The sequence below is a fragment of the Variovorax sp. Varisp41 genome, from assembly GCF_047325085.1.
Classification (GTDB): Bacteria; Pseudomonadota; Gammaproteobacteria; order Burkholderiales; family Burkholderiaceae_C; genus Variovorax.
In genome coordinates this window covers 802,505-827,390 of record NZ_CP168541.1, presented here as the reverse complement: position 1 = coordinate 827,390, position 24,886 = coordinate 802,505, and the positions used below count along the sequence as shown (strand labels likewise).

The window sequence follows — 24,886 nt, the reverse complement described above, 5'->3', positions numbered from 1 at the left end:
TCGAGGCGCGCCGCTAGGCGCGGCACGCGGGCACGGTCGACGCGAAGCGGCGCCGCGCTGCATTGATGCGCAGGTGGTCGACCGTGCCGCGCAGCGAGACGCCGTTGTCCGAACCGGCCCAGTGGAAGATCCGCGCGCCCGAGTCCTGGAACTGGTGCACGTTGCCGTGGCTGTCGCGGGCATAGCGCACGCTTCGATCGCCGGGGTAGGAGCGGCTGCTCTCGAACAACTCGCGATGGTTCTCGGGCAGCACGCTCTTGCCGGTGTTGTAGGGATCGGTCCCGCGGCCGGGGGAGCGCATGTTGGGATCGTGATGGCCGGGGTTCTCGTAGTGGTCGAACTTGCCGTCGTCGCCGGTGACGCGCGCGAGGATGGGGCGCCCGTGCTGGCCCGTTTCGCCGATCTCCCAATAGGGGATTCTTTCGCCGGCCACCAGCCCCAGCGGATCGATGCCCAGCAGCGGGTTCTCGGCATAGCGCACGAGGTTCTCGCCCGCGCCCAGGCGCAGCGGATCGAGCGAGACGAACTGGCCGCTGCGGGGATCGAAGTAGCGGTGGCGGTTGTAGTGAAGCCCGGTCTCCTCGTCGAAGTACTGGCCCTGGAAGCGCAGCGGATTGCCGACCTCCTCGCACTGCAGCGCGCGGATCGCGCCCCAGGCCGCATGGCTCGCCGACCAGACCGTGCGGCCTTGCCCGTCCGTGAGGCGGGTCGGGCAGCCGTTCGGATCGACGTGGTAGTGGAGGACCGCGCTTCGGTCGCCATCGCGCTCGACGAGCGCGAGCGGCACGAAGGTGGACGGATAGTGCACGTACTCGCGCGCCTTCAGGTAGCGCGCGTCGTTCGTTCCGGGGGCGGCCGAGGAACGGCGCGCGCCCGCCAGTTGCAACACGGGGTTCGACGGCAGGGCCGGCGGCGGCCGCGGCACGTCGTTGTCCTCGGTCAGCTCGCCCAGCAAGGTGTTCCCGTCCCAGAAGAACCACGTGGTGCGCTGCGGACCGCGCTTGAAGACGCGCCGGCCGACCGGGTCGTAGCCATAGCGGGTGACGGCCGTTCCCCTGCGGCTCTCGACCAGCCGGTGGTTGGCATCCCAGACGAGCTGCAGCGCGTCCCCGGCCGGCATGGCATCGTGCATCTGCACGAGGTCGCCCGCGCGGTCGAACACGTAGTGGGTGCCGTCGAGGCTGCCCTCGCGCGTCCAGTGCACGGCCTCGGCATCGTTCTCGCCGCCGGCCACGCGGGCCCGCGGCGTCTGCCGCACGCGTGTGTGCAGCCGGTCGCCGGCCGGATCGTGCAGGAAGCGCTGAATCCGGCCTTGCGGGTCCGCATGCTCGAGCAGCTGGCCGAGCGCGTCGTAGCGGTAGAGATCGATCCCCTGCCGGCTGTCGGCGCGGCACTCGAGGTTGCCGGCGCCGTCGTAGTCGTAGCGCGTCTCGAACACCGGGCCCGCATCCTCGAGCAGGCGCTGCGCGGTCAGCAGGTCGCGCTCGTCGTAGGCGAAGCGGCGCTCCAGCCCCGTTCCCAACCGCTCGCTCAGCGTGCGGCCCAGCGCGTCGCGCGTCATGGCGATCAGCGGGTCGTCGTCGATCGCCATGCCCTGCAGCTGGTTGCCCAGGTCGAACGCGTAGCGCAGGCGATGGCCCGCGCTCGTCTCGCGCAGGATCCGATGGCCGACCTCGTCGTAGCGGTAGTTCGCGCGGAAGCCGCCCTGGCGCTCCTCGAGCAGGTTGCCAACGGCATCGAAGCGCCGCCGCACGTGCATCGCGTCGTTGCGCATCTCCACCAGCTGGCCGAGGCGGTCGTAGACGAAGTGCTCGTGGCGCTGGCGCCCCGCCTGCAGCGGATCGTCGAAGGTCTTGCGCGTGATGCGGCCCATCGCGTCGCACGCGAAGGCCACGCGCTGTCCCAGCGCGTCGACGGTAGCGCTCAGGCGGCCCGCACCGTCGTAGATATAGCGGCGCGACTGGTTCCAGTAGTCCACCTCCTCGACGATCCGGCCGAGCGCGTCGCGCCGCAGCGCATAGCGCTCGCCGCGCTGGTTGGTCAGCCCGACCAGCCGTTCCTCGGTGTCGTAGTGGTAGCGCACCGCCTGGCCGTCGGGCTGCACGCGAGCGGCGAGGCTGCCGGTCCCGAAGTACTGCATCCGCGTGCGCGCGCCTGCTTCGTCGACGTAGAGCAGCAACTGATCCTCGGCGTCGTAAGCGCAGGCGGCATGGCCGCCTCCGGGGCGCTCGATGCGCAGCGTGCGCCCCTTGGCATCGTGGTGGTAGCGCGTCGTTCGCCCGAGCGCGTCCTGCCGCGCCTTCAGCCGGCCCAGCACGTCGTGCTCGAAGCGGGTGCGCGCGCCCAGCGGATGGGTCAGCACGAGAAGCCGTCCATGCCGGTCGTACTGGAGCTGCGTGACGGCGCCGCGCGCATCGACATGGCGCACGAGCTGTCCGTGCGCGTCGTGCTCGAAGCGCGTGACCGCGCCGCGGGGATCGCGCTGGTTCGCCAGCAGGCCGCGTTCGTCGTAGCCCTGCGACCAGCGCTGCCCGTTCGGGTCGACGACCGCGAGCACGCGGTCCTCGTCGTCGAATTCGTTGCGGATCGTGCTGCCGTCGGGCCAGCGCGTGCTTTGCAGGTTGCCGTGCGCGTCGTAGACGAACGCGGTGCGCAGCCCCTCGGGCCGTGTCACGGCCACGGTGCGGCCCGCGTCGTCGTATTCGAAGGTGGTCACGCCGTCGAGCGGGTCGATCTCCGCGAGCGGCAACCCGGATTCGTCGAACTTGACCACCGTGAGATGACCGAGCGAGTCGGTCGCCTGCGTCTGCCGCAATGCCTCGTCGTAGGCGAAGCGGCAGTCCTGCAGGCCGCCGTCGCCCCAGGCATGCGCCACCCGCCACCGGTCGTCGTAGGCGTAGTGAAAGCTCAGGCCCAGGCGATCCGTGTGGCGGACCATGCGGTGCTGCAGGTAGGCGAACTCCCGTGCCGCGCCGAGCGCATCGACGGCCGCCACGAGATCGCCGCCGGCATGGCGATAGCTCACCAGCGGATGTTCCAGGCCGGTGAGCGGGTCGCGCAGCGCCATCGCCTCGATGCGGCCGTCGCTGGAGCGCACCTCGATGCTGCGTCCCGGCTGCCCGTGCGCGCCGCTCTCGACGATGCGCACCAGCGCGCCGTCCTCGTCGCGCACGAAGCGCCAGCCGTTGCCGCAGGCATCCTCGATGCATGCGATCGGTAGCGCCGCCGCCCGCAGTTCGCCCGCCGGCGAGAGGGCATCGTCGAAGTGAAAGTGCAGTCCGTCCTTGAACCGCACCGTCAGGCGCACGCCCTGCCGCTCGAGGCGTGCGCCGTCCACCAGGTCGCGCACCGGTTCGCGCTCGGACCGGGGCAGGGCGGGGAAGAGCGCGCAGCTGTCCGGCCCGTGCAGGCTCAGCAGGCCGTCGGGTTCGGCCACGAGGCGCAGGTCGGCCGGCGTCTGCCAGCCCTGGCCGCAGTGGCCCGCGAAGTCGTGGTCGCGCGATGCGTAGGCGCGGCTCCAGGTCAGCGGCAGGCGCCCGGGAACGTGGAAGTCCTCGTGCGTCACCGAGACGCTGCCGTCGCGGATGTCCACGGGCTCGGCGCGCAGCACCCGGCACTTGAGGAAGCCCGGCGGCATGTTCTTGAACACGCGCCGCGCGATGCGCGTGTAGGCGCGGCCCAGCGCCTTGAACAGGCCGCGCTGGATCATCGCGCCCCAGGAGATGGTGGGCGGCCCGCCGACGAACACCTGCGGCGGGATCGCCACGTTGAAGGTGGTCGGCAGCATCAGGCTCAGGCGCACGGGCTTGACCAGCTTGCGCGGGCGAAACGGCGGCACCAGGCCGACGATGTTGCAGCCGAGCACCGGCATCGTGATGCGCGAGAACGGATCGCCGTCGGCCAGCACGGTGCGGCTGCCCATGAACAGCTCGTCGTCGAACTGCGGGCCGCCCGGTCCCTTGACGATCGGCATCGGCGCGCCGACCAGGATGTGGAAGTCCACGCCGCCGGTGCCGGCATTGGCGCGCCGCACGCCGGCCACCTCGACCGTGGCGCCAAGCGGCAGCGGGATGCTCTCGGGCATCGCGCCATCGTCCGGCGGCGCGCCGGGCGGCGCCGGTATCCGAGGCGACGCCGTGCCTTCGCCGATGGCGTTCTTGGCGGCCTCGGTCGCGGTGCCGAGCGCGCCCAGTCCCTTGACGATCGGGTTGTCGGGCGACACCTCGATGGTCGGCAGGTAGTCGAACGGGTCCATCACGATGCCGATGTGCACCGTGGGCCACACGCCGGGCGGCGCCAGGTAGGTGTGGGCGTCGATGCCCAGCTGCGGATCGAAATGCTTGGCCGCGAAGAACAAGTGCTTTCCTTGGGGCGTGAAGGAGCCGGCGCGCCTCAGGCGGCCTCGACGAAGGGTTGCGGATCGGGCAGGCGCGAGAACGCGGGCGGCTCGCGCCATTCGCCGGGCGAAAGGTCCAGCGGATGCTTCACGTGCGGCAGTCCGCTCCAGGCCGGGTCGAGCCACTCGCGGCCCATGGCGACGACGGTGCGAAACACCTCCTCGCCACCCTGCACCAGTTGCTCGCGCTCGCGCAGCTGGCCCTGGAACAGCAGTTCGTAGCGCTGCACCAGTTGCGCTTCGATCGCCGCGATCGCGGCCGGCGGCGGGTGGGGGCCGAGCCGGTGGCCCGCGAGATCGGCCTCGACCAGGGCCGCGCGCGCCTCGCGCTCGTAGGCCGTGGCGCACTGCGCGATGCGCTCGCAGCGTCGGGGATCCTGCATCGCGAGCATGTCCTGCAGCAGCTGCGGCACCGTGCTGTTCGGCCGGTCGGCGTCGGCCATGGCGCGCGCCTCGCGCACGCCGGCCAGCGCCGAGGCCCAGGCCCGGTCGCGTTCGCCGGCGCCGAGCCAGGCCTGGGCCGCGGCGCGCCGGCCCTCGACCGCGAACAGGCTGTTGGGGATGCGGCGGGCCGTTTCGCCCGCCTGCTCGAAGGCCTGGGCCGACTGCTTCATGTCGCCGGCCGCGGCCCATGCGCCGCCCTCGGCCATCCAGCCCTGCATCAGCAGCATCGGGCCCATCGGGTTGCCGGCCTGCGTGGCCTCCGCCGCCGCGGCACGGGCCTGGCGGTAGCGCGCCACCGAGCGCGCGAAGTCGCGCGCCTGCAGCCAGGCGCCGCCCACCATCACGTCGAGCACGGCCCGCTGGTCGGACCAGCCGTTGCGCGTGGCCAGCCGCGCGGCGCGCTCGGCGGTCGCTTCCACGGCGGCCGCGTCGCCGCGACGCAGCAGCATCAGCATGTCGGCATGGAGCTGCCGGAACAGCGCGGCCCCCCCGGCGCCGCCGCCGGCCTGCGCGGCGATCTCGCGCGCGGCTTCCAGGATGTCGAGCGGCGCATCGACCACGCGCACGATCCCCGCGTGCCGCTCCACCAGCGGCTGCCAGGCGCGCGAGTCGCTGTCGTCCACCAGCACCAGCCGCAGCAGCCCGGCATCCTGCGGCGGCACGGGCGCCTGCATGGCCGCGTCGAGCCAGCGCTCGAAGCAGGCGAGGTCGCTCACGCCACCCGGTTGCAGCACGACCGACAGCCGCTGGCGGCGCAGGTGGCGCGCCAGCGACAGGCCGGTGTCGACGAAGCCGGCGGCACTGTCGCGGCCGCTCGCGTGTTCCTCTTCCCAGGGGCCGGCCACGCCCTGCTTCGCGAGCTGCGGCCGGTTGTGCGCGACGGTCTCGATCATGGCCTGCCGCAGCTCGCGGCTGTAGCGGTAACCGGTCTCGTAGGCCGCGTCCAGCCGCAGGAACAGGTCGGGCGTGGCGTAGTCGCTGTCCACCATCTGCAGCGCGAAGAAGGCGTCGAGCATGCGCTGCGAGTCGGGCGGCAGCCGCAGCACGACCGCGCGCAGCGAGGCATCGTCGGTGCGCTCCCACCACAGGTCGTGGAGCCGGGCCATGCGTTTTTCGACCGGGTTGCGCACCGGTGCCGCGGAGGACATCGATGCGGCCCTCAGCAGTTCAGGAAGATCTTGGTGCCGTTCACCGTGACACCCGATTCGTCGAGCATCAGCGTGGCGCTGCCCGCGCGCAGCACGATGCGCCCCGGCGTCACCTCCACCGCCGTGCCGTCGACGTTGAGCACCACGCTGGTTGGGCTCGCATGCGTCATGGCGCCCGAGGCGAAGGTGTCGAGCGTGCCGCCCTCGGCGCTCACGCCCACGCTGCCCGAGGCCACGGCCGAGAAGTCGCCGCCCTGCGCCAGCAGGCCCATGTTGAGGGCGGCCGTTCCGAACAGGTTGGCGGCCGAGCTGGTCAGCGAGACGTCGCCCTGCGCGGTGGCCGAGGCCGGGCCGGCCGGCACGTTGAGCGTCATCGCGTCGTTGTAGGTCGCGGTGTGCGAGCGGGCCGAGACCTGGTAGGCCTGCCCGATGGTGGTGGTCTGGGCCAGCGTGACGTTCCACAGGTCGTTGTCCTGCGCCGTGACGGTGCGGGCCTTGGTGACCGTCAGCGAATCCGTGCCCGTGACCGAGGTGGTCTGGTTGCCCGTGACGCTGGCGGTGCGGTGGGCCTTGGCGATGTGCGTCTGGTCGCCCGTGACCGTCAGGGTCTCGGTGCCGGTGACGGCATGGCTGCGGTTCGACTTGACGCTGACCGCCTCGTCGCCGTCCACGGTCTCGGCGCGCTGGCCGTGGATCGTGACCGTCTCGTTGCGGTCGACGGTTCGGGTGCGGTCGTTCTTGACGTGGTGGGTCTCGTCGCGCTCGACGGTCTTGCTGCGGTCGCGGCCCACGGTGTGGACCTCGTCGTTCTCGACCTCGAGCAACTGGTCGCGCTCCGCGTGCAGCCACAGCTGCTCCTCGCCGAGCTTGTCCTCGAAGCGCAGCGCGTTCGCGTTCGCGGCGTTGCCGCCCTCGGAGCTGCGCGAGAGCAGGCCGCTCTGCGTGGCGTTGGCGGGCAGGTCCCAGGGCGGCATGTTGTCCGCGTTGTAGACCCGGCCCGTGATCAGCGGGCGGTCGGGGTCGCCGTACTCGAAGTCGACCACCACCTCCTGGCCCACGCGCGGGATCTGCATGCCGCCGAAGTTGCTGCCGGCCCAGGGCGAGGACACGCGCACCCAGCACGAGCTGCTCTCGTCCTTGCTGCAGTAGCGGTTCCAGTGGAAGCTGAGCTTCACGCGCCCGTACTGGTCGGTCCAGATCTCGCGTCCCGCGGGGCCGGTGACCACCGCCGTCTGCGGGCCCGTGGTGCGCGGCTTGATCGCGTCGGGCGTGGGGCGGAAGATGTTGTTCGCCGGCAGCACCTCGAACTCGACCCGGCAGCGGAACTCCTCCTGCCCCGTCGCGTCGCCCGCTTCCTGCAGCGACAGCCGCGTGGCGGTCACGAGATAGTCGGCATTCGCGCTGTCCTGCGGGTGGTCGGTCAGCGTGAAGCGGTAGCCGGCCGCCAGGCCGCGCAGGTTGCCCGCGCCGCTGGCGACCTGGCCGGGCGCGCCGGTCTCCTCCATCCGTGCGCGCGCGATCTGCTCGCCATCGGCCTCGGCCGCGTAGTTGCCAGGCCAGGCGAACACCTCGCGCGCCGCATGCCGGGTGCGGCGCGGCATCGCCTTGGTGCGCAGCAGGTCGGCCTTGGGCCGCGTGAAGTCGAAGTCGCCCGTGACCCACTGGCCGCTCTGCAAGGCTTCGGCGAGCTGGAAGTGGTGGCAGTGTTCCTCGTTGGACGACGCCTCGGCGGCGCTGAAGGGAATGCGCTCGTAGCCGCCGGCGGGAAAGGGGCCGTGCGCCTGCATGTCGTCGACGATCACCAGCGTGTGGCTGTTGGCCGCGTGCTCGAAGTAGTAGTAGAGGCCCCACTCGTGCAGCAGGCGGCTCGCGAAGTCGTAGTCGGTCTCGCCGTACTGCACCACGAACTCGCGCGGCGGGTAGCTGCCCGTGGCCCGGATCGAGAGCGCGAAGCCGTAGGCGCCGAGCACCTCGCCGACGATGTCGAGCACGTTCCTGTTCTGGAAGATGCGGAAGTCCTGCGTGCGCTGGGCCAGGCTCAGCCACGATTCGATGACCACTTCATGGAGCGCGCGCCGGCCCTCCAGGCGCAGGAAGCGCGCCCGCGTCACGAGCCCCGAGAGATGGCGCTGCTGCTGCGCGCCGCCGGGGCGGCCGTCGAGCAGGATGTGGACGCCGAACTCCTCGCCGATCAGCGGCTTGAGCTTGATGTTCGCGGCCGAGCGCGCATCGATGGTGGACGACTCCGGCGTGGTCAGCGTGAGCGTGTAGCGATAGGGGCGGCTCAGTGCTTCCTCGCCCTCGATCAGGACGGGTTCGAGCGCGGCCATCCCGTCGAGCACGGGCATGGCGTCGGAGGTCGCGGTGATCTTGCGGCCCCGACTGGAGGCGGGCGTGGGCATGAAACTCCCTGCAACGAAGCGTGAAGGCGAAAAACCGAGCACTGTAGAGAAGCTCGTGACGATCGGCGGTAATAAGCTGCAACCAAATTGCAATGGCGATACATCCATTCCACTACCTTCGACAACGAATATCAGTCGAAGGTATGAAGCTTGGCGTTCGTCGGTGCAGCAACGTCGAGCCGATGGGGCAAACGTTTTCTTTTCGGGAAGACTCTACTGCCGTTTTTGCCGCGGGAGCACGCGACTACAAGGATTCGTAGTCGCGCGGCGCCGCGGAGTTCAGGCCCTCGACCTCGCGCCGAAGCTGCGGCGGTACGCGCTCGGACTCACGCCCGCCACGCGCTGGAACTGCGCCCTGAAGTTCGCCGCCGATCCCAGCCCGACCTTGGCGACGATCTGCTCGATGCTCAGGCGCGTGCGTTCCAGCAGCTCCTGCGCGCGGCGCACGCGCGCGCGGATCAGCCATTGCGCGGGCGAGACGCCGAACTGATCCTGGAAGCGCCGGTTCAAGGTTCGCTGGCTGCTGCAGGCCTGGCGCGCGAGGTCGTCGAGCGACAGTGGCCGGTGCAGGTTGCGCTCCACCCATGCGAGCAGCGGCTGCAGGTCGCGGTCGGCGGGCAGGTCGAGCGGCTGGATGAACTGGGCCTGGCCGCCCTCGCGATGCAGCGGCACCACCGACAGCCGCGCCACCCGCGCCGCGACGGCCGCGTCGAAGTCCTTGCGCACCATGTGCAGGCACAGGTCCAGGCCCGCCGCCGCGCCCGCGGAGGTCAGGATCCGGCCGTGGTCGATGTAGAGCACCTTGGCATCGACCTCCACCCGCGGATGGAGCTCGGCGAGCAGCGGCGCCGCGACCCAGTGCGTGGTGGCGCTCAGTCCGTCGAGCAGGCCGGCCTGCGCCAGCACGAAGGCGCCCGAGCAGATGGAGGCGATGCGCGCGCCGCGTGCCGAGGCCGCGCGCAGTGCCTGCAGCACGGCGCGGCCGATCGGTGCCGCGGGATCGGCGATGCCGGGCACGACGATGGTCTGCGCCTCATCGAGCACCGAGAGCCCGTGCCGGACCGTGAGCGTGAAGCTGCCGTTGTCGAAGGACTTCCGTTCGCCGCAGACCGCGATGCGGTAGCAGGGCTGGCCGGGCCCGAGCTCCGCATGGCCGAAGACCTCGCAGGCGCTCGCGAGATCGAAGGCGATGAGGCCGGGCAGGGCGAGCACCGCGAGCCGGTGCGGCGTGTTGGTCGGGGCACGGGGTGTCATGGCGGCGGATTCTTCCATGGTTGGCGGAAAACAGTCGAATCTTGTCAATCCGGCCACTTTCGCTTCGGGCCATGCACCGGGAGACTATGGAGGTTCCCGCCATGGAGTTGCTCTTGCCGTCCCGAGCCCTGCGCCTTTCCCGTCTCCGGCTTTTCTGCCTGCTCGAAGCCGCCACGCTGCTGGTCCTGCTGCTGGTCGCGGCGCCGATGAAACACCTCGCCGGCCTGCCCTGGGCCGTGAGCCTCATGGGGCCGCTGCATGGCCTCGTCTTCCTGGGCTTCTGCTGGAAGGTCGCGAACGCGGCGACGCTCGAGGACGTCTCCGCGCGCATGGGCTTCAAGCTCGTGCTCTTCGCCTGCCTGCCGGGCGGTGGCTTCTACAGCTGGAAGCTGCTCGATCGCGCGCCGGCTTCTCCATGATCTACCTGTGGCTCAAGGCCCTGCACCTGGCCGCGGTGCTCGCCTGGACCGGCGGCCTGCTGCTGCTCGGCGTGGCGATCGCCGCGCTCGGCCGTTCGGGCGGCGTGCTGCTGCCGCACGAGAAGCGCATGGGGCAGGCCTTCCTGCGCTGGGACCGCCGCGTCACCGTGCCGGCGATGGTGGCGGCGTGGGGCCTGGGGATCGCGCTCGCGAGCCTGGGCGGCTGGTTCGGCGCGGGCTGGCTTTACGCGAAGCTGGTGCTGGTGTTCGCGCTGTCGGGGCTGCACGGCGTGCTGTCGGCCTGCCTCCGAAGGCAGCTCGAAGGCACGAACGTCCGCGAGCGCGCGTGGATCCGGATCGGTCCGGCGTTGTGCATCGCCGCGTTCGGCGCCATCGCGCTGCTCGTCGTGCTCAAGCCCTGAGATCCAGTCCGGCTCGGTCCGTCGCGCCTGCTCAGCGATCGATCCGCGCGACGAACTCCTCGCTCGTCATCACATGCGCGGTCGAGAAGGCCAGGATGGTCAGCGTGGCCTCGTGCACCGCCTCGGCCGGCATCGCGCCCTGGCCCACGTCGGGATAGTCGAAGGTGCCGGTCGCATCCGACAGGAAGGCCACCTTGTAGTTGCGGAACATCGCGTCGCGCGCCGTCGCATGGCAGCAGTTCTCGGTGGTGGTGCCGGTGATCGCCACGGTGTCGATGCCCCATTCGCGCAGGATCAGGTCGAGGTCGGTCGCGAAGAAGCCGCTGTAGCGGTGCTTCTTGACCACGTGCTCGCCCGCGGCCGGCGCGAGCGCCGCGAAGATCTCGCTGCCGGGTGTCTCGTCGACCAGCGCGCTGCGGTCGGCGATCGGGCCGTAGAGGTCGTCGTACAGGCCCATGTCGCAGCCGTCGCGCCGGTGCACGTGCGCGGTGTAGATCACGCGGATGCCGCGCTCGCGGCAGGTGGCCAGGGTGCGCGCCAAGGTCGGCACCATGGCCGCGGCCTGGGCCGAGCGCAGCTGGGCGCCCTCGGCGACGAAGTCGTTCTGCATGTCGACGACGATGACGGCGGTGGTCGCCGGATTGATGCGATCGATCTGATAAGGCATATTGGCCCCTCGGTGGTTGAGTCGGATGGTGGCGGGTGCGGCGATCTTGGGTCGCGCCGGCCGTCCGCGCTGGCCCCGGCTTGCCAAGCTTTGTTCTCCACCTGCCATCCGTTCCATGAAAACCCTGGTCGAACCCGGCGACAGCTTCGAGAAGTGGCACCAGGTCACGTGCCGCAGCTACTCGGTCACGCAGTGCGCGAACGCGCCGGGTGGCGCGGCGTTCCGCGCCAGGGTGTCGCAGCGCGGGCTGGGCGCGCTCGCGCTCAACGAGATCGAGTCGAAGCTGCCCGGCGCGGCGACGATCCGCGTCACGCGCGGCGCCACCGACATCCGGCGCGATCCGCGCGACGACTTCTTTCTCTGGTTCGCGCTCGGCGGCAACACGCGCTTCAGCCAGGACGAGCGGCGCGTGAGCATGCGCCCCGGCGACATGGTGCTGCACGACCAGTCGCGTCCCTTCAGCCTCGAGTTCGGCGAGTGGTCGCATGCTGTCATGGTCGCGATCCCGCGCGCGCTGCTGACCAGCCGCATCGGCGCGGCCGACGAATTCGTGGCCCGGCCGGTCGGCCGCGACGCGAAGCTGGCCGCGCTCGCGGGATCGGTGCTGCAGCAATTGATGGCGCTGCACGACGATGCGCCGCCGGCGCTCGCGCAGGCCGCGATGGACATCTGGTCGACGGCGCTCGAGGCGGAGCTCGCGCCCTCGCAGGTCGAGGCCGGCGCGCGCGACGGGCGCCTGGCGGCGGTGAAGCGCTACCTCCGTGCCCGGCTCGGCGACCCCACGCTCGACGGCGAGACCATCGCGCGCGACTGCCACCTGTCGCTGCGCACGCTGATGCGGCTGTTCGCCGCCGAGGGCACCACGCCCGGCCGCTGGCTCTGGCAGCAGCGGCTCGAGGCCAGCTACCGGGCGCTCGCCGAAGGGCGCGTGCGGCAGGTGTCGCAGGCCGCGCTCGAGTTCGGCTTCACCGACCTCAGCCATTTCAGCCGCGCCTTCAAGGCGAGGTTCGGCCGCACGCCGAAGGACGTGCAGCGCCAGGGCGGATGAACACGAAGGGGATGAACGAGATGGCCGGCAAGGCGCCCACCACGATCGACGACTACATCGCCGCCGGCCCGCCCGAGGCCCATGCGCACCTGCGGCGCCTGCGCGCGCTGCTGCGGCGCGTGGCACCCGAGGCCCGGGAGGCCATCAAGTGGGGCACGCCCTTCTTCGTCGAGCCGCGCTTCCTGTTCGCCTTCTCCGCGCACAAGGCCCACCTGGGCTTCGCCCCCTCGGCCGCGGCGCTCGAGGCGTTCCGCAAGGAACTGGCCGGACACCAGACCACCAAGGAACTGCTCAAGGTCCGCTACGACGAACCGCTGCCCGAGGACCTGATCCGCCGCATCGCCGAGCACCGGCTGCGCGTGGTGAAGGCGCGCGAGGACGATTCGTTCTGGTGAAGTGCGCGCCGGCCGGCCGGCGGCGAGAATGAAGCGCAGAGCCCCAGCCAGGACACGAGATTGCACGACATCGATCGCCCGGACCCTTCGCCTCGCTTCGCCAACCTTGCCACCGCCGCATCGGCCCTCGCGGAGGCCGAAGCGCTCGTCGCGCGGCTGCTGCCGCTGAGCACGCCCGCCGACAGCGCTTCGCCCGATCTGCAGGAGCATCTGGCCTCGGCCTGGTTCCGGCAGATCGAGGCGCTGGACGCGCTCGGGCGCACGGCCGAGGTGGTGGCGGCGGCCGATGCGCTGTGCGCGCATTTCGAGCCCGGTGCGCGCGATGTGCTGGCCCCGGTGTTCGCGCCGGTCGCGGCCTGGCCGTGGATCGCGCGTGCGCAATGCGAGAAGGCCCGCGCGCTGGCTGCGACCGGCCACGCCGAGGCCGCGCTGGGCCTGCTGCGGGAAGTACAGCGCCGCTTCGAGCAGGCGCAGTCGCCGGCGCTGCGCGAATGGATCGTCGCTGCGGGGCTCGAGGAGGCGAGGCTGCGCGCCGCCGGTGGCGCGACCTTCGCGCGGGTCGACATGGTGCGGCATTGCGAGGACCTGGCGCGGCGCTTCGGCGGCGACGACTGGCTCGCGACGCGCGTGCTCGTGGCCCGCGTGCGCGCCGTGCAGGCCCGGATGCTGGCGGAGCTCGACTACCACGACGAGGCGCTGAAGAAATACGCGGCCCTGCATGAGGACCTGCAAGCCGCCACCGAACCCGCGCTGAAGGCACGGGCCGCCGCCGCGCAGCATGCCCATGCACGCCTGCTCGAGATGCTGGGCCGCGACGAGGAAGCCCGTGCGCTGCTGCACACCCTGATCGCCGCGCACGCCGATGCCGCCGAGCCCGAGCGGCGCCAGACCCTCGCACTGGCGCGCACCGACCTCGCGCTCGCCTTGCAGCGCGACCTGCTGCGCGGCGCGCAGGACGAGGACCTCGAGGAGCGCCTGCTCGCGGCCTGCGATGCCGTGCTGGACCCGCATGCGGACAGCGACGATGCCACCGTGTTGCGCTGCGTGAACCGCATCCTGCGCGTCAAGGCACAGCTGCTGCGCGACCGCGATGCCGAGCCCGACGACGAGGACCGCGCCGACGAACTGGCCGAATGGCAATGGTCGCGCTATGCCGGGCATCCCGATGCGCAGGTCCGCAAGGAGCTGCTGCTCGCGATGCTCGACCAATTGGTGCCGCTCGACGACCCGCCGCGCGAGCTGGCCGGCTACCGCCGCCTGCTCGATCGCTTCGGCGACGACCGCAGCGCGCTGCTGCAGCCGCAGCTGGCGCGCACGCGGCTGCTCGAGGCCTGGGCCCTGCGCGCGCTCGACCGCGGCGACGAGGCGCTGTCGGCGCTCTCGGAACTCGATGCGCTGCACGCCGAGTCCGCCGATGCCTACACGCGCCTGCAATGCGTGCACGGCCGCATCGAGCGCGCGAGGATTCTCTGGGCCCGCGGCGATGTCGAGGCCGCCCTGCGCGCGCTCGAAGGCTGGACCGAGGCCCGTGGCGCGGAGGACACGGCGCTGCGCCGCGCCATCGCGCGCGCCATGGACCTGCGCTGCGACATCCTGCAGGCCCAGGCGCCCGCCGCGCATCCGCGCCCGGACGGCAAGGACGAGGAGGGCCGCGCGATCGAGGTCGCCGTGGTCGAGGTCGAAGAGCGCTATGCCGCGGCGGTCGCCGCGCTCGTCGCGCGCTTCGCGAAGGATCCGGCCGAGGACCTGCGCACGATCGCGGTGAAGGCGCAGTACGCGCTCGCGGCCCACTGGCGCGGCCGCCTGCAGTTCCAGCGCGCGGTCGACGCCTATGCGGCGCTGCTGCAGGCCTTCGCGGCCGACACCTGCGCCGAGGTCGAGGGCACGGTCGCGAGCGCCTACCTCAACCAGGCCTATGCGCTGATGATGCTGCTGGGCCGCGAGGCCGACGCCCTGCCGGTCTACGACGCGCTGCTCGCGCGCTTCCCGAATGCCACCGGCGCATCGATGCGCGACACGCTGGCCAAGGCCGCGGCGAGTCGGCTGACCTGCCTCAACCGGCTGCAGCGCCAGGGCGCGGCGGTGAGCTATGGCGACCAGTACGAGGACCTGACGCTGGCGCAGCGCGACGAGATCGACGCCACCATCGAGCGCGGGCGCGTGCTGGCGGTGGAGGGCAAGCATCGCGAGGCCATCGCCTGCTACGACGAGGTGCTGCAGGCCCATGTCGAATCGCTGCATCCCGAGCTGCGGCGCCATTGCCTCGACGCGATGGTGCGCAAGGGCTACAGCCTGGGCTGCCTGTCGCAGCGCGAGGCCGCGCTGGCGGTCAACGACGAGGTCATCGCGCGCTATGGCAACGAACTCTCGACCTCGGCCGAGAAGGACGTCGCGCTCGCGATGTCGAACCGAGCGGTGCAGCTCGACAAGCTCGGCCGCCGCGCCGAGGAGCTGCAGACCTACGACGCGATCATCGTGCGCTGGGCCCGCTCCGACGTCGCCTACCTGCGCGAGCGCGTGGCCAATGCGCGCTTCTGCAAGGCGATCACCATCGCCGACACCGACCTGGATGCCGCGCTGGCGCTCTATGGCCATGTGATCGACACCTGCCTGCGGGCGCCCGAGGTCGCGCTGCGCACCTATGCCGCGAAATCCAGCGTCAACCGCGGCGTGCGGCTGCGCAAGGCCGGCCGCTACGAGGAGGCCGTGGCCTGCTGCGAGGCGCTGGTGGAGGCCTGCGGCGAAGAGGCCGACAAGGGCATCGCGGCCCAGGTCGTGAAGGCGCGCATCGGGCTCGCGCGCAGCTATGGCCACGTGGGGCAGGTGGAGCGGCAGGTCGAGACGCTGGAACTGCTGCTGGCCCTGCCCGCCGGAAAGATCGACGAGGGCTTGTGCGCCGAGCTGCGCGCGGAGTATCAGCAGCTGCGGCCGTCGCCGCTGGTCAAGGCGGCACGGGCGCTGGGCGCGTTGTTCGGCCCGAAGAAATGAATCCCGGCGCTACTGCCGGATCTTGCCCGCGTTGCTGAGGATCGTGAGCTCCACGAAGCGCGTGCCGTTGCCGCCGGCATTGGGGCCGAGGTCGACCACGTAGCCACCGAAGTCGAAATTCACCAGCGAGGCCAGCGCCGCCGCCATGCCTTCGCGCGTGGGGGTACGCCCTTGCCGGCGCACGGCCTCGGCGATCACGCGGCCCGTGATGTAGCCCTCGAACATCGAGTAGCTGACCGGCACCTCCAGCGTCTGCCCGGCCGTGGCCTCGATGAACTCGCGCGTCAGCTTGCTCGAGATGCGGAACGGGCTCGGCGTGACCTGCGCGATCACGATGCCCTGCATGTGCTGTTCCGACAGCCGCTGCGAGAGCTGCTCCACGTCGACGCCCGAATGCGCGACCAATTGCGCCGTGCCCTTGGGCGCCATGCGGTAGCGTTCGATGAAGGCCGCGGCGGCGCCGGTGCTGGTCAGCATCACGATGGCCTGCGGCGGCTCCTTGAGGAAGGCCTCGGCGGCGTCGCCCACCTTGGTGGTGCCCGCCGGGTACGAGGCCCGCACCACGATGCGCGACGACGAGGCCGCGGCCAGCTCGTCCATCAGCTTGAGCAGTTCGCCGGACGCGGGCACGTCCTCGTAGAAGACGCCGAGCCGGTTGATGCCGATGGTGGCGAGGTGGCGCGTGATCTTGGTCAGCTCCTCGCGCAGGTCGGCATGCATGTTGAACAGCAGCGGCGGCGGCGCGCGCAGCTCCGACGAGCGATAGCCCACCAGCGCGAGCTTCTCCTTCTCGAGCGTGCCCGAGGCCACGAGCGCCGCGATGTTGCGCGTGCCGAAGTAGCCCGCGAGCACCATCGGCCGGCTCTCCGCGACCAGGGCCCTGGTCAGCGCCACGGTCTGCTCGGGCTGGCCCAGGTCGTCCTTGCGCACCAGGCCCAGCGTGTGGCCGTTGATGCCGCCGGCCTTGTTGATCGCGTCGAAGCTCAGCTTGAGGCCGACCCCGAAGGCCCGTCCCTGCCGCGCCTCGAGCCCCGACATCGGGGCCACCTGCCCGACCACCACCTGCACCGCCGCAGCCGGCAGCACCGCAGCCGCCATCGTGGCGGCCGCGAGCAGCGGACGCCAGAACGCCATCGAATTCATCTGTCTCTCTCCGTCTCCGGGCGGTGAACGCCCCTTCTTGCAAGGGCCGGATCTTGGGTGTCCGGGCGGGGCGGAGGATAACGGAAAACGGTGAATCTGCGCGCGGGCCGTGGTGCGCCATCCCGGCGATATGATCTCGCGCGCTCGCAAGCGCATCGATGCAACTGTGTTGCTCGATCCATTCAATCACCAGGAGGGAGACAGGATGATGAAGACGCTCGTGTTGGCGGCCACGGCCGCATTGCTCGCCGCTTGTGGCACGACCTCCGGCAGGCTCGGCCCGTTGCCCGAGGTCCCGGATGCTTCGGTCGCCGCCAAGGTGGTGGTGGTCCGCATCAGCAGCATCGTCGGCGCGGCCAATGGCTACACGGTGGCGATGGATGGCAAGGACATCTTCGGCATCGGCTCCGGAGAGCACGCCGAATTCCAGGTGTCGCCCGGCGAGCACTACCTGGGGGTGAAATGCTTCGGCGGCTTCACGCCGACGTGGAAGGAGGACTCGCTGAAGTTCGACGCCGCGAAGGCATCGTCGAACTACTTCGTCGTCAGCCCCAGCATGACTTGCGCGGCGGTCAGGGGAGCCGACGAGGCGGAAGCGAAGAAGCTGCTGTCCGGCAGCAAGGCCGTCAATCTCGCGAATCCCGCCGGCCGATAGAGCGCCCGGGGGCGCGGCGAATCAATCGCTGTCGTCCTCGCGCGCCGCCATCCGCCCCGCTTCGCGATCGAGGGCCTCGTACTGCCCGTCGCAGAACAGCTCGCACAGTCGATCGAGCTCGCCGCGGTCGCGGGTCTCGAACACCGCCACGTCCTGCTCGAGCTTGCCCTTGCCGAAGAAGCCCCTGCGCGGGCGCATCGCCACCGACTGCAGCTGGTACTCGCCGCGCCGGTCGGTGCCGTCGCCCAGCAGCGTGACCCACAGCTCGCGCTGGTCGGCCTCATTGCGCAGCACGAGCGCGGGCAGCGGCCCGTCTTGCTGCTCGTTCCATTCGCGGTGCTGTTGCTGCCACGGATGGGCATCGATCGCGGCCATGAAGCCGAGGAGGGTGGTCTCGCCCTGCGGGTGGGTCTGCTGGAAGTCGTCGCCGACCTTCTGGATTGCGTAGCTCAGCATGCGGTGGGAGCGCGCGGTGCGCCCGGGTGATGTCGATGACCGAGTGTGCCCAGCCGCGCGGCAAGGGCGTGTCGGTCGCCGCCCCGTCTTCCTCAGCCCGTGGCGGGGCGAGAGAGTGGCCGCGGCGCGCGCGCCGCGCGGTGCTCCTGCAGCAGGGTCAGCATCACGGTCAGCCCCATGAAGACCACCGCGGCCCAGAAGATGCCGCTGAAATGCCCGCGGTCGAGCAGCCAGCCGAACAGCATCGGGCCGACCGCGCCGCCGATGTTGAAGCCGGTGGAGACGATGCCGAAGGCGCGGCCCTCGGCGCCGGGCGGGGCGGCGGCGCGCACCAGCATGTCGCGCGAAGGCGTGATCACGCCGGTCAGGAAGCCGGTGGCGCCCAGGCACAGCACGAGCGCGAGATCGGGCAGCCGGCCCCAGGCGGCGAGTGCCGCGAGCACGGCCGCGCCCGCGAACGCGACGGCCGCCACCAGGCCGTGGCGGCGCGTGCGGTCGGCCAGCGCGCCGCCGGCCAGCACGCCGAAGGCGCTGGCGAACAGGAAGGCCGTGACCGCCGCATTGGCCCAGGTGAGGTTCACGCCGTAGCCGCCGACCAGCGCCGACACCGAGAAGCTGCCGATCGAGTTGGTGCTGAGGCTCAGCAGCACGTAGAGCAGCGTGAGCGTGAGGATCGCGGGCGTGAGGATGCGCACGCCAGCCCCGCTGCCGCCCGCGGTCTTCGGCTTGCTCGCGGGTCGTGCGGCGAGGGCCGGCTTCTCGCCCGCGAACAGGAAGGCCCAGGCCAGCAGCCCCGCGAGGCCGGTGGCGGCGAAGGCCCAGCGCACGCCCAGCGTGCTGGCGATGCCCATCAGCAGGGCCGGCGCGATGGCGCCGCCGACGAAGCCCGCGAAGGTGTGGACCGAAAAGGCCTTGCCCATGCGTGCGCCGTCGATGCCGGCCGAGAGCATCGCGTAGTCGGCCGGGTGGTAGACGCCGTTGGCGATGCCCGCCAGCGCCATCGCGACGAGCAGCCAGGCGTAGTGGCCCGAGAACGCGAGCGAGCCGAAGGCCGCGCTGCCCAGCAGCAGGCCGGCCATCAACAGGCGCCGCGCGCCGAAGCGGTCGACCGCGAAGCCCAGCGGCGCCTGTACCAGCGCCGAGACCACGTTGAACACGCTGAGCGCAAGGCCGAGCTCGACGAAGCTCAGACCCCACGCGCCGGGCAACACCGGCAACAGCGCGGGCAGCGCCATGATGTGCAGGTGGCTGACGAGGTGAGCGGCGGAGACCTGCGCGAGCAGGCCGGTCTTGGGAAGGGGCATGGCCGGGGGCGTCGAAAGGACGGCGCATTGTGCGGCAAGCCCGGCGTCCGCGCTTGCCGTCCCCCGCTCAGGCGATCACTGCACCGCCACGAACTCCCCGCCCTTCACCTGCAGCAGCACGCCGCCGTAGCTCGGGTTGCGCCCCGCGTCCACGCTCCAGGTGCCGTTGCCCAGCACCATCGGCACCTTGTTGAGCTTCGCGAGCTCGTCGCGGATCTTGGTGCGGTCGGGGTTCGGGCCGGCGTTCTTCACCGCCTGCACCGCGACCTGGCCCAGCGCGTAGCCCATGCCGGCCCAGTTATCGGGCGCGGCCTTGTACTTGGCCTGGTAGGCCTTCACGAAGGCCTGGTTCATCGGCGAAGGATTGCTGGGCGAATAGTCCGACACGAAGTAGGTGCCCTCGACCGCCTTGCCGCCGGCCTTGATGAAGCCGGCCGAGCCCAGCGTCGACGGGCCGATGAACTTGACCTTCGACTCGAGCCCGGCCTGGCGGATCTGCAGGATCAGGTTGGCCGAGACCTCGGCCGGCGCGGCGATGAAGATGGCGTCGGTGGGCGTGGTCGCGACCTTGGTCGCGAGCGCGAGGAAGTTGGAGTCGGAGGAGATGAACTTCTCGTCGGCCGCGATGGTGACGCCGGCCTTGGTGAAGTAGTCGGCCAGCGCGTTCTTCTGGCCGATGTAGCCGTCGCTGCTCTGGTCGTGCAGCAGCACCACGCGCTTCACGCCGAGCTTCTCCGAAGCCAGCTTGCCGAGGAAGCCCATGATGTCGGTCGGCGTGGCCTGGATCTTGAAGGCCCAGGGGCCGGTGGCGAGGATACCGGGCGAGCTGCCGATGGCGAGGATCGGCAGCTTGAGGTCGTTGGCCACCGGCGCGCCGGCCAGGGCTTCGGCGCTGACCGTGGGGCCGAGGATCAGCATCACGTTGTCGCGCTTGCCGAACTGGTTGACGAGGTTGATGACCTGGCCCTTGTCGCCCGCGGTGTCGCCCTCGACGATCCTGAACTTGTTGCCTCCGGGCAGCCCCTGCGCGTTGGCTTCCTCCAGCGCCAGCTTCATGGCGTTCTGGATCGGCACGCCGCCGAAGGCGTAGGTGCCGGTCATGGCGTTGAACACGCCGACGGGAATCTCCTTGCCCTGCCCGAAGGCGAGGCCGCTGAAGGCGAGAAGCAGCGCGCCGGCGACGGCGGCTCTGCGATGCATGGTCATGGTGTGTCTCCAAGGGCGCGCGAAGGTGCGCGGTTTTTCTCAGGGGGCCATGGCAGTGTCTTCATGCATCCGGGTTGCGTCAGTCCCCATCACAGGGGACGGACCGACCCGAAGCGGCGCCGGGCCTACTCGGCCACGAGATTCAGCGGCAGCACGTCGAGCGTGCGCAGCGTGTTGACCGGCCGCCAGCGCGATGCGCCCGCGGGCTCGATGCGCTGCACGCGCCGCACCAGCGCGCCGAGGATGCTCTCGGCCTCGAGCCGCGAGATCATCTGGCCGATGCACACGTGCGCGCCCACGCCGAAGGCGCGGTGCACGCCCGCGGTCTGGCGCGTGACGTCGAAGCGCGCGGGGTCGGGCCACTGGCGCGGGTCGCGGTTGGCGGCGCCCATGTGGTAGCCGACCTTGGTGTCGGCGCGCAGCCGCACGCCGCCGAGCTCGACCTCGCCCGTGGTGGTGCGGAACATCACCTGCGCCGGCGACTCCAGGCGCAGCGCCTCCTCGAACGCGCCCTTGATGAGCGCCGGGTTGGCCTTCACGCGCGCGAACTGGTCGGGATGCTCGGCCAGCAGCTTGAGCGTGGAGCCGATGCCGGCGATGGTGGTGTCGACGCCGGCGCGGAAGAAGGAGCGCACGTGCAGCGGCGCCGTCCCCTTGTCGAAATGGCCCGCGTCCTCGGCCTCGTAGATCTTCTCGGCGAAGCCGCCGGGCAGCGTGTGCTCGCGCTGCAGCACCTGTTGGTACCAGTCCATGATCGGCGCGGCGCGCTCGAGCGCCTGCGCCACGCGCTCGTTGTTCGGCCCGAGCTGGTTGAAGTTGAGCTCGCCCGTGAGCTTGATGCGCTCGGGCGGCACCGCGATGCCGAGCACGGCCGGGAACACCTCGAGCACGTAGGCTTCGGTGATGTCGGCCACGCCGTCGACGCGGCCGCGCGCCACCGCGGCCTCGGCGATCTCCTCGGCGCGCTGCGCGAACTTCTCCTTCCAGCTCTTGACCACCAGCGGCGACAGGATGCGCTGCAGCGCGGCGCGCACGCGCGTGTGCTCGGGCGGGTCGATCTCCGAGATCGGGCTGCGCGTGCGCCAGGCGCCGGGCTTGCGGATGTCGCTCATGCCCACGCCGCCCTCGACCGTGAAGCGCTCGAAGTCGCTCGCGACGATGCCGGCCTCGACATGGCGCGTGACGGCGTAGTAGCCGTGCGGCGCGACGTAGACCGCGGGCGCCATCTCGCGCATGCAGTCGAACAGCGGATAGGGATCGGCGATGTTCGCGTCGGAGAACGGGTCCTCGTCGAGGACCGGTGCGTCGGGAACGGACAGGGTGGCGGTGGCGTTCATGGGTCGGTCCTCCTCAATCCGCGCTCGGCAGCACGCGCACGGTCATGTCGGCGATGCGCCAGCCGTCGCCGGTGCGCCGGAAGCGCAGCTCGTACTTGCCGAACATCGCGATCTTGCCGGGGCCGTCGCGCCAGTCGGTGATGAGCGCGCGCGCATGGCCGTGGGCCTCGTCGGCGCCTTCGCCGGGCACGGCGTAGAAGTCGGTCATCTGGTGGTGCATGCGCTGCCTGAACTTCTTCTTCATCACCTCTTCCATCAGCGCCAGCAGATGGTCGCGGCCGCGGATGGTTTCGGGCGGCAGGCCGCTGCCGCCCTGCGAGGCAGGTGGAGAGTTGGCGCGGGTCCAGCTCGCGTCCTCGGTGAACAGCTGGGCGAAGTCGGGGTCGCCGGCGTCGGCCAGGTGGCCGTAGCGGGCGAACAGGGAACGGATCTCGAGCTCGTCCTCGACGGGCAGTTGCGGAAAGCGCATGGGGTCTCCAGGGTCGGCACAGTGCTTCGCCCAGTGTCCGCAGGCGCGCCGCGCGCGTCTGTCCCCATGCGGGGGACGGCGGCCCCGGGCGCACCCGTACCGTCGCAAGGGGACATACAACCAAGGGCCGCATTCCGATGATCGCCGCCATGCTGATGCAACAACTACTCAATGGCGTGGTCGTGGGCAGCGTCTACGCGCTGTTCGCGCTCGGGTTTACCCTTCTGTTCGGGGTCAACCACATCATGAACATGGCCCACGGCTCGGTGTTCATGTGGGGCGCGTTCGCGGGCCTGTACGCGGTCACGGTGCTCGACGCGCCGATCTACGTCGCCCTGCTGATCGGCATGCTCGCGGGCGGGCTGGTGTCGGTGGCGCTCGACCTGTTCGCGTTCCGGCCGCTGCGCCGCCGTGGCGCGCCGGAGTTCTCGGCCATCGTCTCGTCGATCGGCGCCGACCTGGTGCTGCTGGCGCTGGCGCAGAAGCTGTCGAACACGGCCGTGATGCGCTTTCCCTTCGATGCCTTCCCGGTGGTGATCTACACCATCGGCGGCGTGCGGGTGCAGCTGCTGCAGCTGGTGATCGTGGCACTGGTGGTGGCGATGGTGTTCGGCCTGGTCTGGTACCTCTACCGCACCGGCTTCGGCCAGCGCATCCGCTGCGTGGCCTATTCGGAGCAGACCTCGCGGCTGCTGGGCATCAACCCCGGGCCGGTGAACATGCAGGTGTTCCTGATCTCGGGCGCGCTCGCGGGCATGGCCGGCGTGCTGATCGGGCTGGTCTTCAACTCGGTGCACTTCGCGATGGGGGAGCCGCTGCTGCTGCGCGCCTTCGTGATCATCATCCTCGGCGGGCTCGGCAGCATTCCGGGCGCGCTGATCGCGGGGCTCGCGATCGGCATCGTGCAGACGCTCGCGGTGGCCTACGTGTCCTCTGGCGTGGCGGAGGCGATCGTCTTCACCGCGCTGTTCGTCGTCATCCTGGTCCGGCCCACCGGGCTGTTCGGTCAATCGTCCGCCGCCATGCGGGTGCAACGCGCATGATGAACTTCTTCTACACCTACCAGTCGCTGTTCGACCACATCCTGGTCTACGCGATGCTCGCGATGAGCCAGTACGTGGTGCTGCGCGCGGGCGTGTTCTCGCTCGGCAGCGCGGGCTTCGCCGCCATCGGCGCATATGGCTGCGCGCTGCTGGTGGTCAAGGCCGGCTGGCCGCCGCTGGCTGCGATCGCCGCGGGCACCGCGCTCGGCGGCGTGGCGAGCGCGGTGCTGGCCTTTCCGCTGTCGCGGCTGCGCGGCGTGTTCCAGGCAGTCGCCACCCTGGCCATGGTGCAGATCGTGCTGTCGGCCACGCAGAACTGGACCAGCGTGACCAACGGCGCGATCGGCATCAGCGGCATTCCGAAGGTGGCCGGCACCGGCGAGCTGCTGCTGATCGTGGTCGCGGTGGTGGTGCTGCTGGCCGCGATGGGCCGCCACAGCATCGGCCGCGCGATGGACGTGATCCGCGAGGACGAGACCGTGGCCGTGTCGCTCGGCATCTCGGTGCCCTACCACCAGCGCATCGCCTTCATCCTCTCGGGCCTGCTCGCGGGCCTGGGCGGCGCGCTGCAGGCCTCGAGCAGCTACGCCATCACGCCCGGCGAGTTCGGCTTCGGCATGCTGGTGGCGGTGCTCGCGATGGTGGTGCTAGGCGGGCGCACCTCGGTGTGGGGCGCGCTCGTGGGCGCGGCCATCCTCACCACGCTGCCCGAGCTGTTCCGCGTGTTCGCCGACTACCGTAACGTGGTGCAGGGCATCCTGCTGATGCTGGTGATCGTCTACCTGCCGCGCGGCGTGGCCGACACCGCGATCGCGCTGCTGCACGACCGCCGGCTGCGGCGCCAGGCGGGGCATGCGGCGCGCGCGCCCGCGGCACCGGCGGTGCCCAAGGCGTCCATCGTCAAGACATCGATCGAAGGAGGCGTGCGCCCATGACAGCGACTTTGGTTCTCGAAGGCGTGGCCCGCCATTTCGGCGGCGTGCCGGCCGTCGACGGCCTGAGCCTGCAGGTGCCGGCCGGCCAGATCACCGGCCTGATCGGCCCCAACGGCGCGGGCAAGACCACGGTGGTCAACCTGATCACCGGGCTGCTGCACCTGACGGCGGGCCGGGTGCTGCTCGAGGGCCGCGACGTATCGCGCGACGAGGCGCCCGCGCTCGCGCGCGCCGGCGTGGCGCGCACCTTCCAGAACATCCGGCTGGTGCCCGATGCGAGCGTGCGCGAGAACGTGGTGGCGGGCTTCCATCGTCACGAGAAGTCCGGCCTGTGGGCCAACCTGCTGGGCCTGCCGTCGGCGCGCGCCGAGGCGCGCGAGCTCGATGCGCGCGCGATGGAACTGCTCGAGCGCTTCGGCATGGCCGCGCTGGCCGAGCACCGCGCGGGCAGCCTCTCGTACGGCCACCAGCGGCGCATCGAGATGATGCGCGCGCTGGCCACCAGCCCGAAGCTGCTGCTGCTCGACGAGCCCGTGGCCGGCATGAACGACGCCGAGGCCGAGAGCCTCGCGGGCATCTTCCGCAACGTCGCCGCCAGCGGCGTGGCGGTGCTGCTGATCGAGCACAACATGCGCTTCGTCATGTCGCTGTGCTCGCACCTGTACGTGCTGGCCTCGGGCCGGCTGATCGCCGACGGCCTGCCCGAGGCGGTGGGTCGCGACCCGAAGGTCGTCGAAGCCTATCTGGGGGCCTGA

Annotated in this window: 20 protein-coding genes; 9 read left to right on the top strand and 11 right to left on the bottom strand. The window is 71.0% G+C overall.

All coding sequences use genetic code 11. From position 1 onward, the window contains the following. Positions 1–13 precede the first annotated feature (13 nt). The 4 genes from ACEN9J_RS35035 to ACEN9J_RS35020 all read right to left on the bottom strand — a co-directional run bounded on the left by ACEN9J_RS35035 (position 14) and on the right by ACEN9J_RS35020 (position 9,644). On the bottom strand, positions 14–4,357 hold the full coding sequence (locus ACEN9J_RS35035) for an RHS repeat-associated core domain-containing protein (protein ID WP_413765638.1): 4,344 nt from the start codon (positions 4,355–4,357) through the stop codon (positions 14–16). A 35-nt stretch (positions 4,358–4,392) separates the two neighbouring features. Continuing rightward, positions 4,393–5,988, bottom strand: coding sequence for a hypothetical protein (locus ACEN9J_RS35030; protein WP_413765637.1), 1,596 nt, complete (start codon positions 5,986–5,988; stop codon positions 4,393–4,395). A gap of 11 nt (positions 5,989–5,999) precedes the next feature. Beyond that, the gene (locus ACEN9J_RS35025; RefSeq protein WP_413765636.1) at positions 6,000–8,390 is read right to left on the bottom strand and encodes a type VI secretion system Vgr family protein; all 2,391 of its coding nucleotides are present in this window, start codon (positions 8,388–8,390) and stop codon (positions 6,000–6,002) included. A gap of 279 nt (positions 8,391–8,669) precedes the next feature. Continuing rightward, the gene (locus ACEN9J_RS35020; protein WP_413765635.1) at positions 8,670–9,644 is read right to left on the bottom strand and encodes a GlxA family transcriptional regulator; all 975 of its coding nucleotides are present in this window, start codon (positions 9,642–9,644) and stop codon (positions 8,670–8,672) included. Between the two features lie 101 nt (positions 9,645–9,745). Between ACEN9J_RS35020 and ACEN9J_RS35015 the strand changes: the two genes are divergently transcribed. Then, complete coding sequence (locus tag ACEN9J_RS35015; RefSeq protein ID WP_413765634.1) at positions 9,746–10,063, top strand: DUF3817 domain-containing protein; 318 nt, start codon at positions 9,746–9,748, stop codon at positions 10,061–10,063. Then, positions 10,060–10,485 carry a CopD family protein gene (locus ACEN9J_RS35010; RefSeq protein WP_413765633.1) on the top strand — a complete coding sequence of 142 codons (426 nt, stop codon included), beginning with the start codon at positions 10,060–10,062 and terminating at the stop codon, positions 10,483–10,485. Before ACEN9J_RS35015 ends, ACEN9J_RS35010 begins: the two co-directional genes overlap by 4 nt. 31 nt (positions 10,486–10,516) lie before the next feature. On the opposite strand, the gene ACEN9J_RS35005 is transcribed toward ACEN9J_RS35010, so the two are convergent. Next, positions 10,517–11,152 (bottom strand): cysteine hydrolase family protein, encoded by a 636-nt coding sequence (locus tag ACEN9J_RS35005; RefSeq protein WP_057594126.1) that lies wholly within the window; start codon positions 11,150–11,152, stop codon positions 10,517–10,519. Positions 11,153–11,267: 115 nt separating this feature from the next. Between ACEN9J_RS35005 and ACEN9J_RS35000 the strand changes: the two genes are divergently transcribed. The 3 genes from ACEN9J_RS35000 to ACEN9J_RS34990 are packed head-to-tail and all read left to right on the top strand — an operon-like array spanning position 11,268 to position 15,583. Continuing rightward, complete coding sequence (locus tag ACEN9J_RS35000; RefSeq protein ID WP_413765632.1) at positions 11,268–12,200, top strand: helix-turn-helix domain-containing protein; 933 nt, start codon at positions 11,268–11,270, stop codon at positions 12,198–12,200. An 11-nt stretch (positions 12,201–12,211) separates the two neighbouring features. Then, positions 12,212–12,595, top strand: a complete 384-nt coding sequence (locus ACEN9J_RS34995) for an iron chaperone (protein ID WP_413765631.1) — start codon at positions 12,212–12,214, stop codon at positions 12,593–12,595. 60 nt (positions 12,596–12,655) lie between these two features. Next, positions 12,656–15,583, top strand: coding sequence for a hypothetical protein (locus ACEN9J_RS34990; RefSeq protein WP_413765630.1), 2,928 nt, complete (start codon positions 12,656–12,658; stop codon positions 15,581–15,583). A 9-nt stretch (positions 15,584–15,592) separates the two neighbouring features. Here ACEN9J_RS34990 and ACEN9J_RS34985 read toward each other — a convergent pair whose 3' ends face one another. Next, on the bottom strand, positions 15,593–16,726 hold the full coding sequence (locus ACEN9J_RS34985; RefSeq protein WP_413765629.1) for an ABC transporter substrate-binding protein: 1,134 nt from the start codon (positions 16,724–16,726) through the stop codon (positions 15,593–15,595). Positions 16,727–16,931: 205 nt separating this feature from the next. Between ACEN9J_RS34985 and ACEN9J_RS34980 the strand changes: the two genes are divergently transcribed. Beyond that, the gene (locus tag ACEN9J_RS34980) at positions 16,932–17,381 is read left to right on the top strand and encodes a hypothetical protein (RefSeq protein ID WP_057594129.1); all 450 of its coding nucleotides are present in this window, start codon (positions 16,932–16,934) and stop codon (positions 17,379–17,381) included. Between the two features lie 21 nt (positions 17,382–17,402). On the opposite strand, the gene ACEN9J_RS34975 is transcribed toward ACEN9J_RS34980, so the two are convergent. From ACEN9J_RS34975 to ACEN9J_RS34955, 5 genes are all read right to left on the bottom strand, one after another. Next, complete coding sequence (locus ACEN9J_RS34975) at positions 17,403–17,837, bottom strand: hypothetical protein (RefSeq protein ID WP_296726768.1); 435 nt, start codon at positions 17,835–17,837, stop codon at positions 17,403–17,405. 92 nt (positions 17,838–17,929) lie between these two features. Continuing rightward, the gene (locus tag ACEN9J_RS34970) at positions 17,930–19,141 is read right to left on the bottom strand and encodes an MFS transporter (protein ID WP_296726775.1); all 1,212 of its coding nucleotides are present in this window, start codon (positions 19,139–19,141) and stop codon (positions 17,930–17,932) included. 75 nt (positions 19,142–19,216) lie between these two features. Next, positions 19,217–20,347, bottom strand: coding sequence for an ABC transporter substrate-binding protein (locus ACEN9J_RS34965; protein WP_057594132.1), 1,131 nt, complete (start codon positions 20,345–20,347; stop codon positions 19,217–19,219). Positions 20,348–20,472: 125 nt separating this feature from the next. After that, positions 20,473–21,684: a cytochrome P450 gene (locus ACEN9J_RS34960; RefSeq protein WP_413765628.1), complete on the bottom strand. Its 1,212-nt coding sequence runs from the start codon at positions 21,682–21,684 to the stop codon at positions 20,473–20,475. 13 nt (positions 21,685–21,697) lie between these two features. Then, positions 21,698–22,153 carry a nuclear transport factor 2 family protein gene (locus ACEN9J_RS34955; RefSeq protein WP_413765627.1) on the bottom strand — a complete coding sequence of 152 codons (456 nt, stop codon included), beginning with the start codon at positions 22,151–22,153 and terminating at the stop codon, positions 21,698–21,700. Between the two features lie 137 nt (positions 22,154–22,290). Here ACEN9J_RS34955 and ACEN9J_RS34950 point away from each other — a divergent pair, with 137 nt between their 5' ends. From ACEN9J_RS34950 to ACEN9J_RS34940, 3 genes are read left to right on the top strand one after another with little or no spacing between them, the layout of a single operon-like run. After that, on the top strand, positions 22,291–23,196 hold the full coding sequence (locus ACEN9J_RS34950; RefSeq protein WP_256222704.1) for a branched-chain amino acid ABC transporter permease: 906 nt from the start codon (positions 22,291–22,293) through the stop codon (positions 23,194–23,196). Continuing rightward, a complete protein-coding gene (locus tag ACEN9J_RS34945; protein WP_413765626.1) occupies positions 23,193–24,131 on the top strand; it encodes a branched-chain amino acid ABC transporter permease in 939 nt (312 codons plus the stop codon). The genes ACEN9J_RS34950 and ACEN9J_RS34945 overlap by 4 nt, the downstream gene beginning before the upstream one ends. Next, positions 24,128–24,886: an ABC transporter ATP-binding protein gene (locus ACEN9J_RS34940; protein ID WP_057594135.1), complete on the top strand. Its 759-nt coding sequence runs from the start codon at positions 24,128–24,130 to the stop codon at positions 24,884–24,886. Before ACEN9J_RS34945 ends, ACEN9J_RS34940 begins: the two co-directional genes overlap by 4 nt.

Coding starts and splice junctions, on each gene's coding strand:
- ACEN9J_RS34965 (WP_057594132.1), bottom strand. CDS start 20,347: ATGACCATGCATCGCAGAGCCGCCGTCGCCGGCGCGCTGCTTCTCGCC.
- ACEN9J_RS34970 (WP_296726775.1), bottom strand. CDS start 19,141: ATGCCCCTTCCCAAGACCGGCCTGCTCGCGCAGGTCTCCGCCGCTCAC.
- ACEN9J_RS34995 (WP_413765631.1), top strand. CDS start 12,212: ATGAACGAGATGGCCGGCAAGGCGCCCACCACGATCGACGACTACATC.
- ACEN9J_RS35030 (WP_413765637.1), bottom strand. CDS start 5,988: ATGTCCTCCGCGGCACCGGTGCGCAACCCGGTCGAAAAACGCATGGCC.
- ACEN9J_RS34980 (WP_057594129.1), top strand. CDS start 16,932: ATGATGAAGACGCTCGTGTTGGCGGCCACGGCCGCATTGCTCGCCGCT.
- ACEN9J_RS35005 (WP_057594126.1), bottom strand. CDS start 11,152: ATGCCTTATCAGATCGATCGCATCAATCCGGCGACCACCGCCGTCATC.
- ACEN9J_RS35010 (WP_413765633.1), top strand. CDS start 10,060: ATGATCTACCTGTGGCTCAAGGCCCTGCACCTGGCCGCGGTGCTCGCC.
- ACEN9J_RS34945 (WP_413765626.1), top strand. CDS start 23,193: ATGATGAACTTCTTCTACACCTACCAGTCGCTGTTCGACCACATCCTG.
- ACEN9J_RS34940 (WP_057594135.1), top strand. CDS start 24,128: ATGACAGCGACTTTGGTTCTCGAAGGCGTGGCCCGCCATTTCGGCGGC.
- ACEN9J_RS35000 (WP_413765632.1), top strand. CDS start 11,268: ATGAAAACCCTGGTCGAACCCGGCGACAGCTTCGAGAAGTGGCACCAG.
- ACEN9J_RS34955 (WP_413765627.1), bottom strand. CDS start 22,153: ATGCGCTTTCCGCAACTGCCCGTCGAGGACGAGCTCGAGATCCGTTCC.
- ACEN9J_RS35015 (WP_413765634.1), top strand. CDS start 9,746: ATGGAGTTGCTCTTGCCGTCCCGAGCCCTGCGCCTTTCCCGTCTCCGG.
- ACEN9J_RS34985 (WP_413765629.1), bottom strand. CDS start 16,726: ATGAATTCGATGGCGTTCTGGCGTCCGCTGCTCGCGGCCGCCACGATG.
- ACEN9J_RS34975 (WP_296726768.1), bottom strand. CDS start 17,837: ATGCTGAGCTACGCAATCCAGAAGGTCGGCGACGACTTCCAGCAGACC.
- ACEN9J_RS34950 (WP_256222704.1), top strand. CDS start 22,291: ATGATCGCCGCCATGCTGATGCAACAACTACTCAATGGCGTGGTCGTG.
- ACEN9J_RS35020 (WP_413765635.1), bottom strand. CDS start 9,644: ATGACACCCCGTGCCCCGACCAACACGCCGCACCGGCTCGCGGTGCTC.
- ACEN9J_RS34960 (WP_413765628.1), bottom strand. CDS start 21,684: ATGAACGCCACCGCCACCCTGTCCGTTCCCGACGCACCGGTCCTCGAC.
- ACEN9J_RS35025 (WP_413765636.1), bottom strand. CDS start 8,390: ATGCCCACGCCCGCCTCCAGTCGGGGCCGCAAGATCACCGCGACCTCC.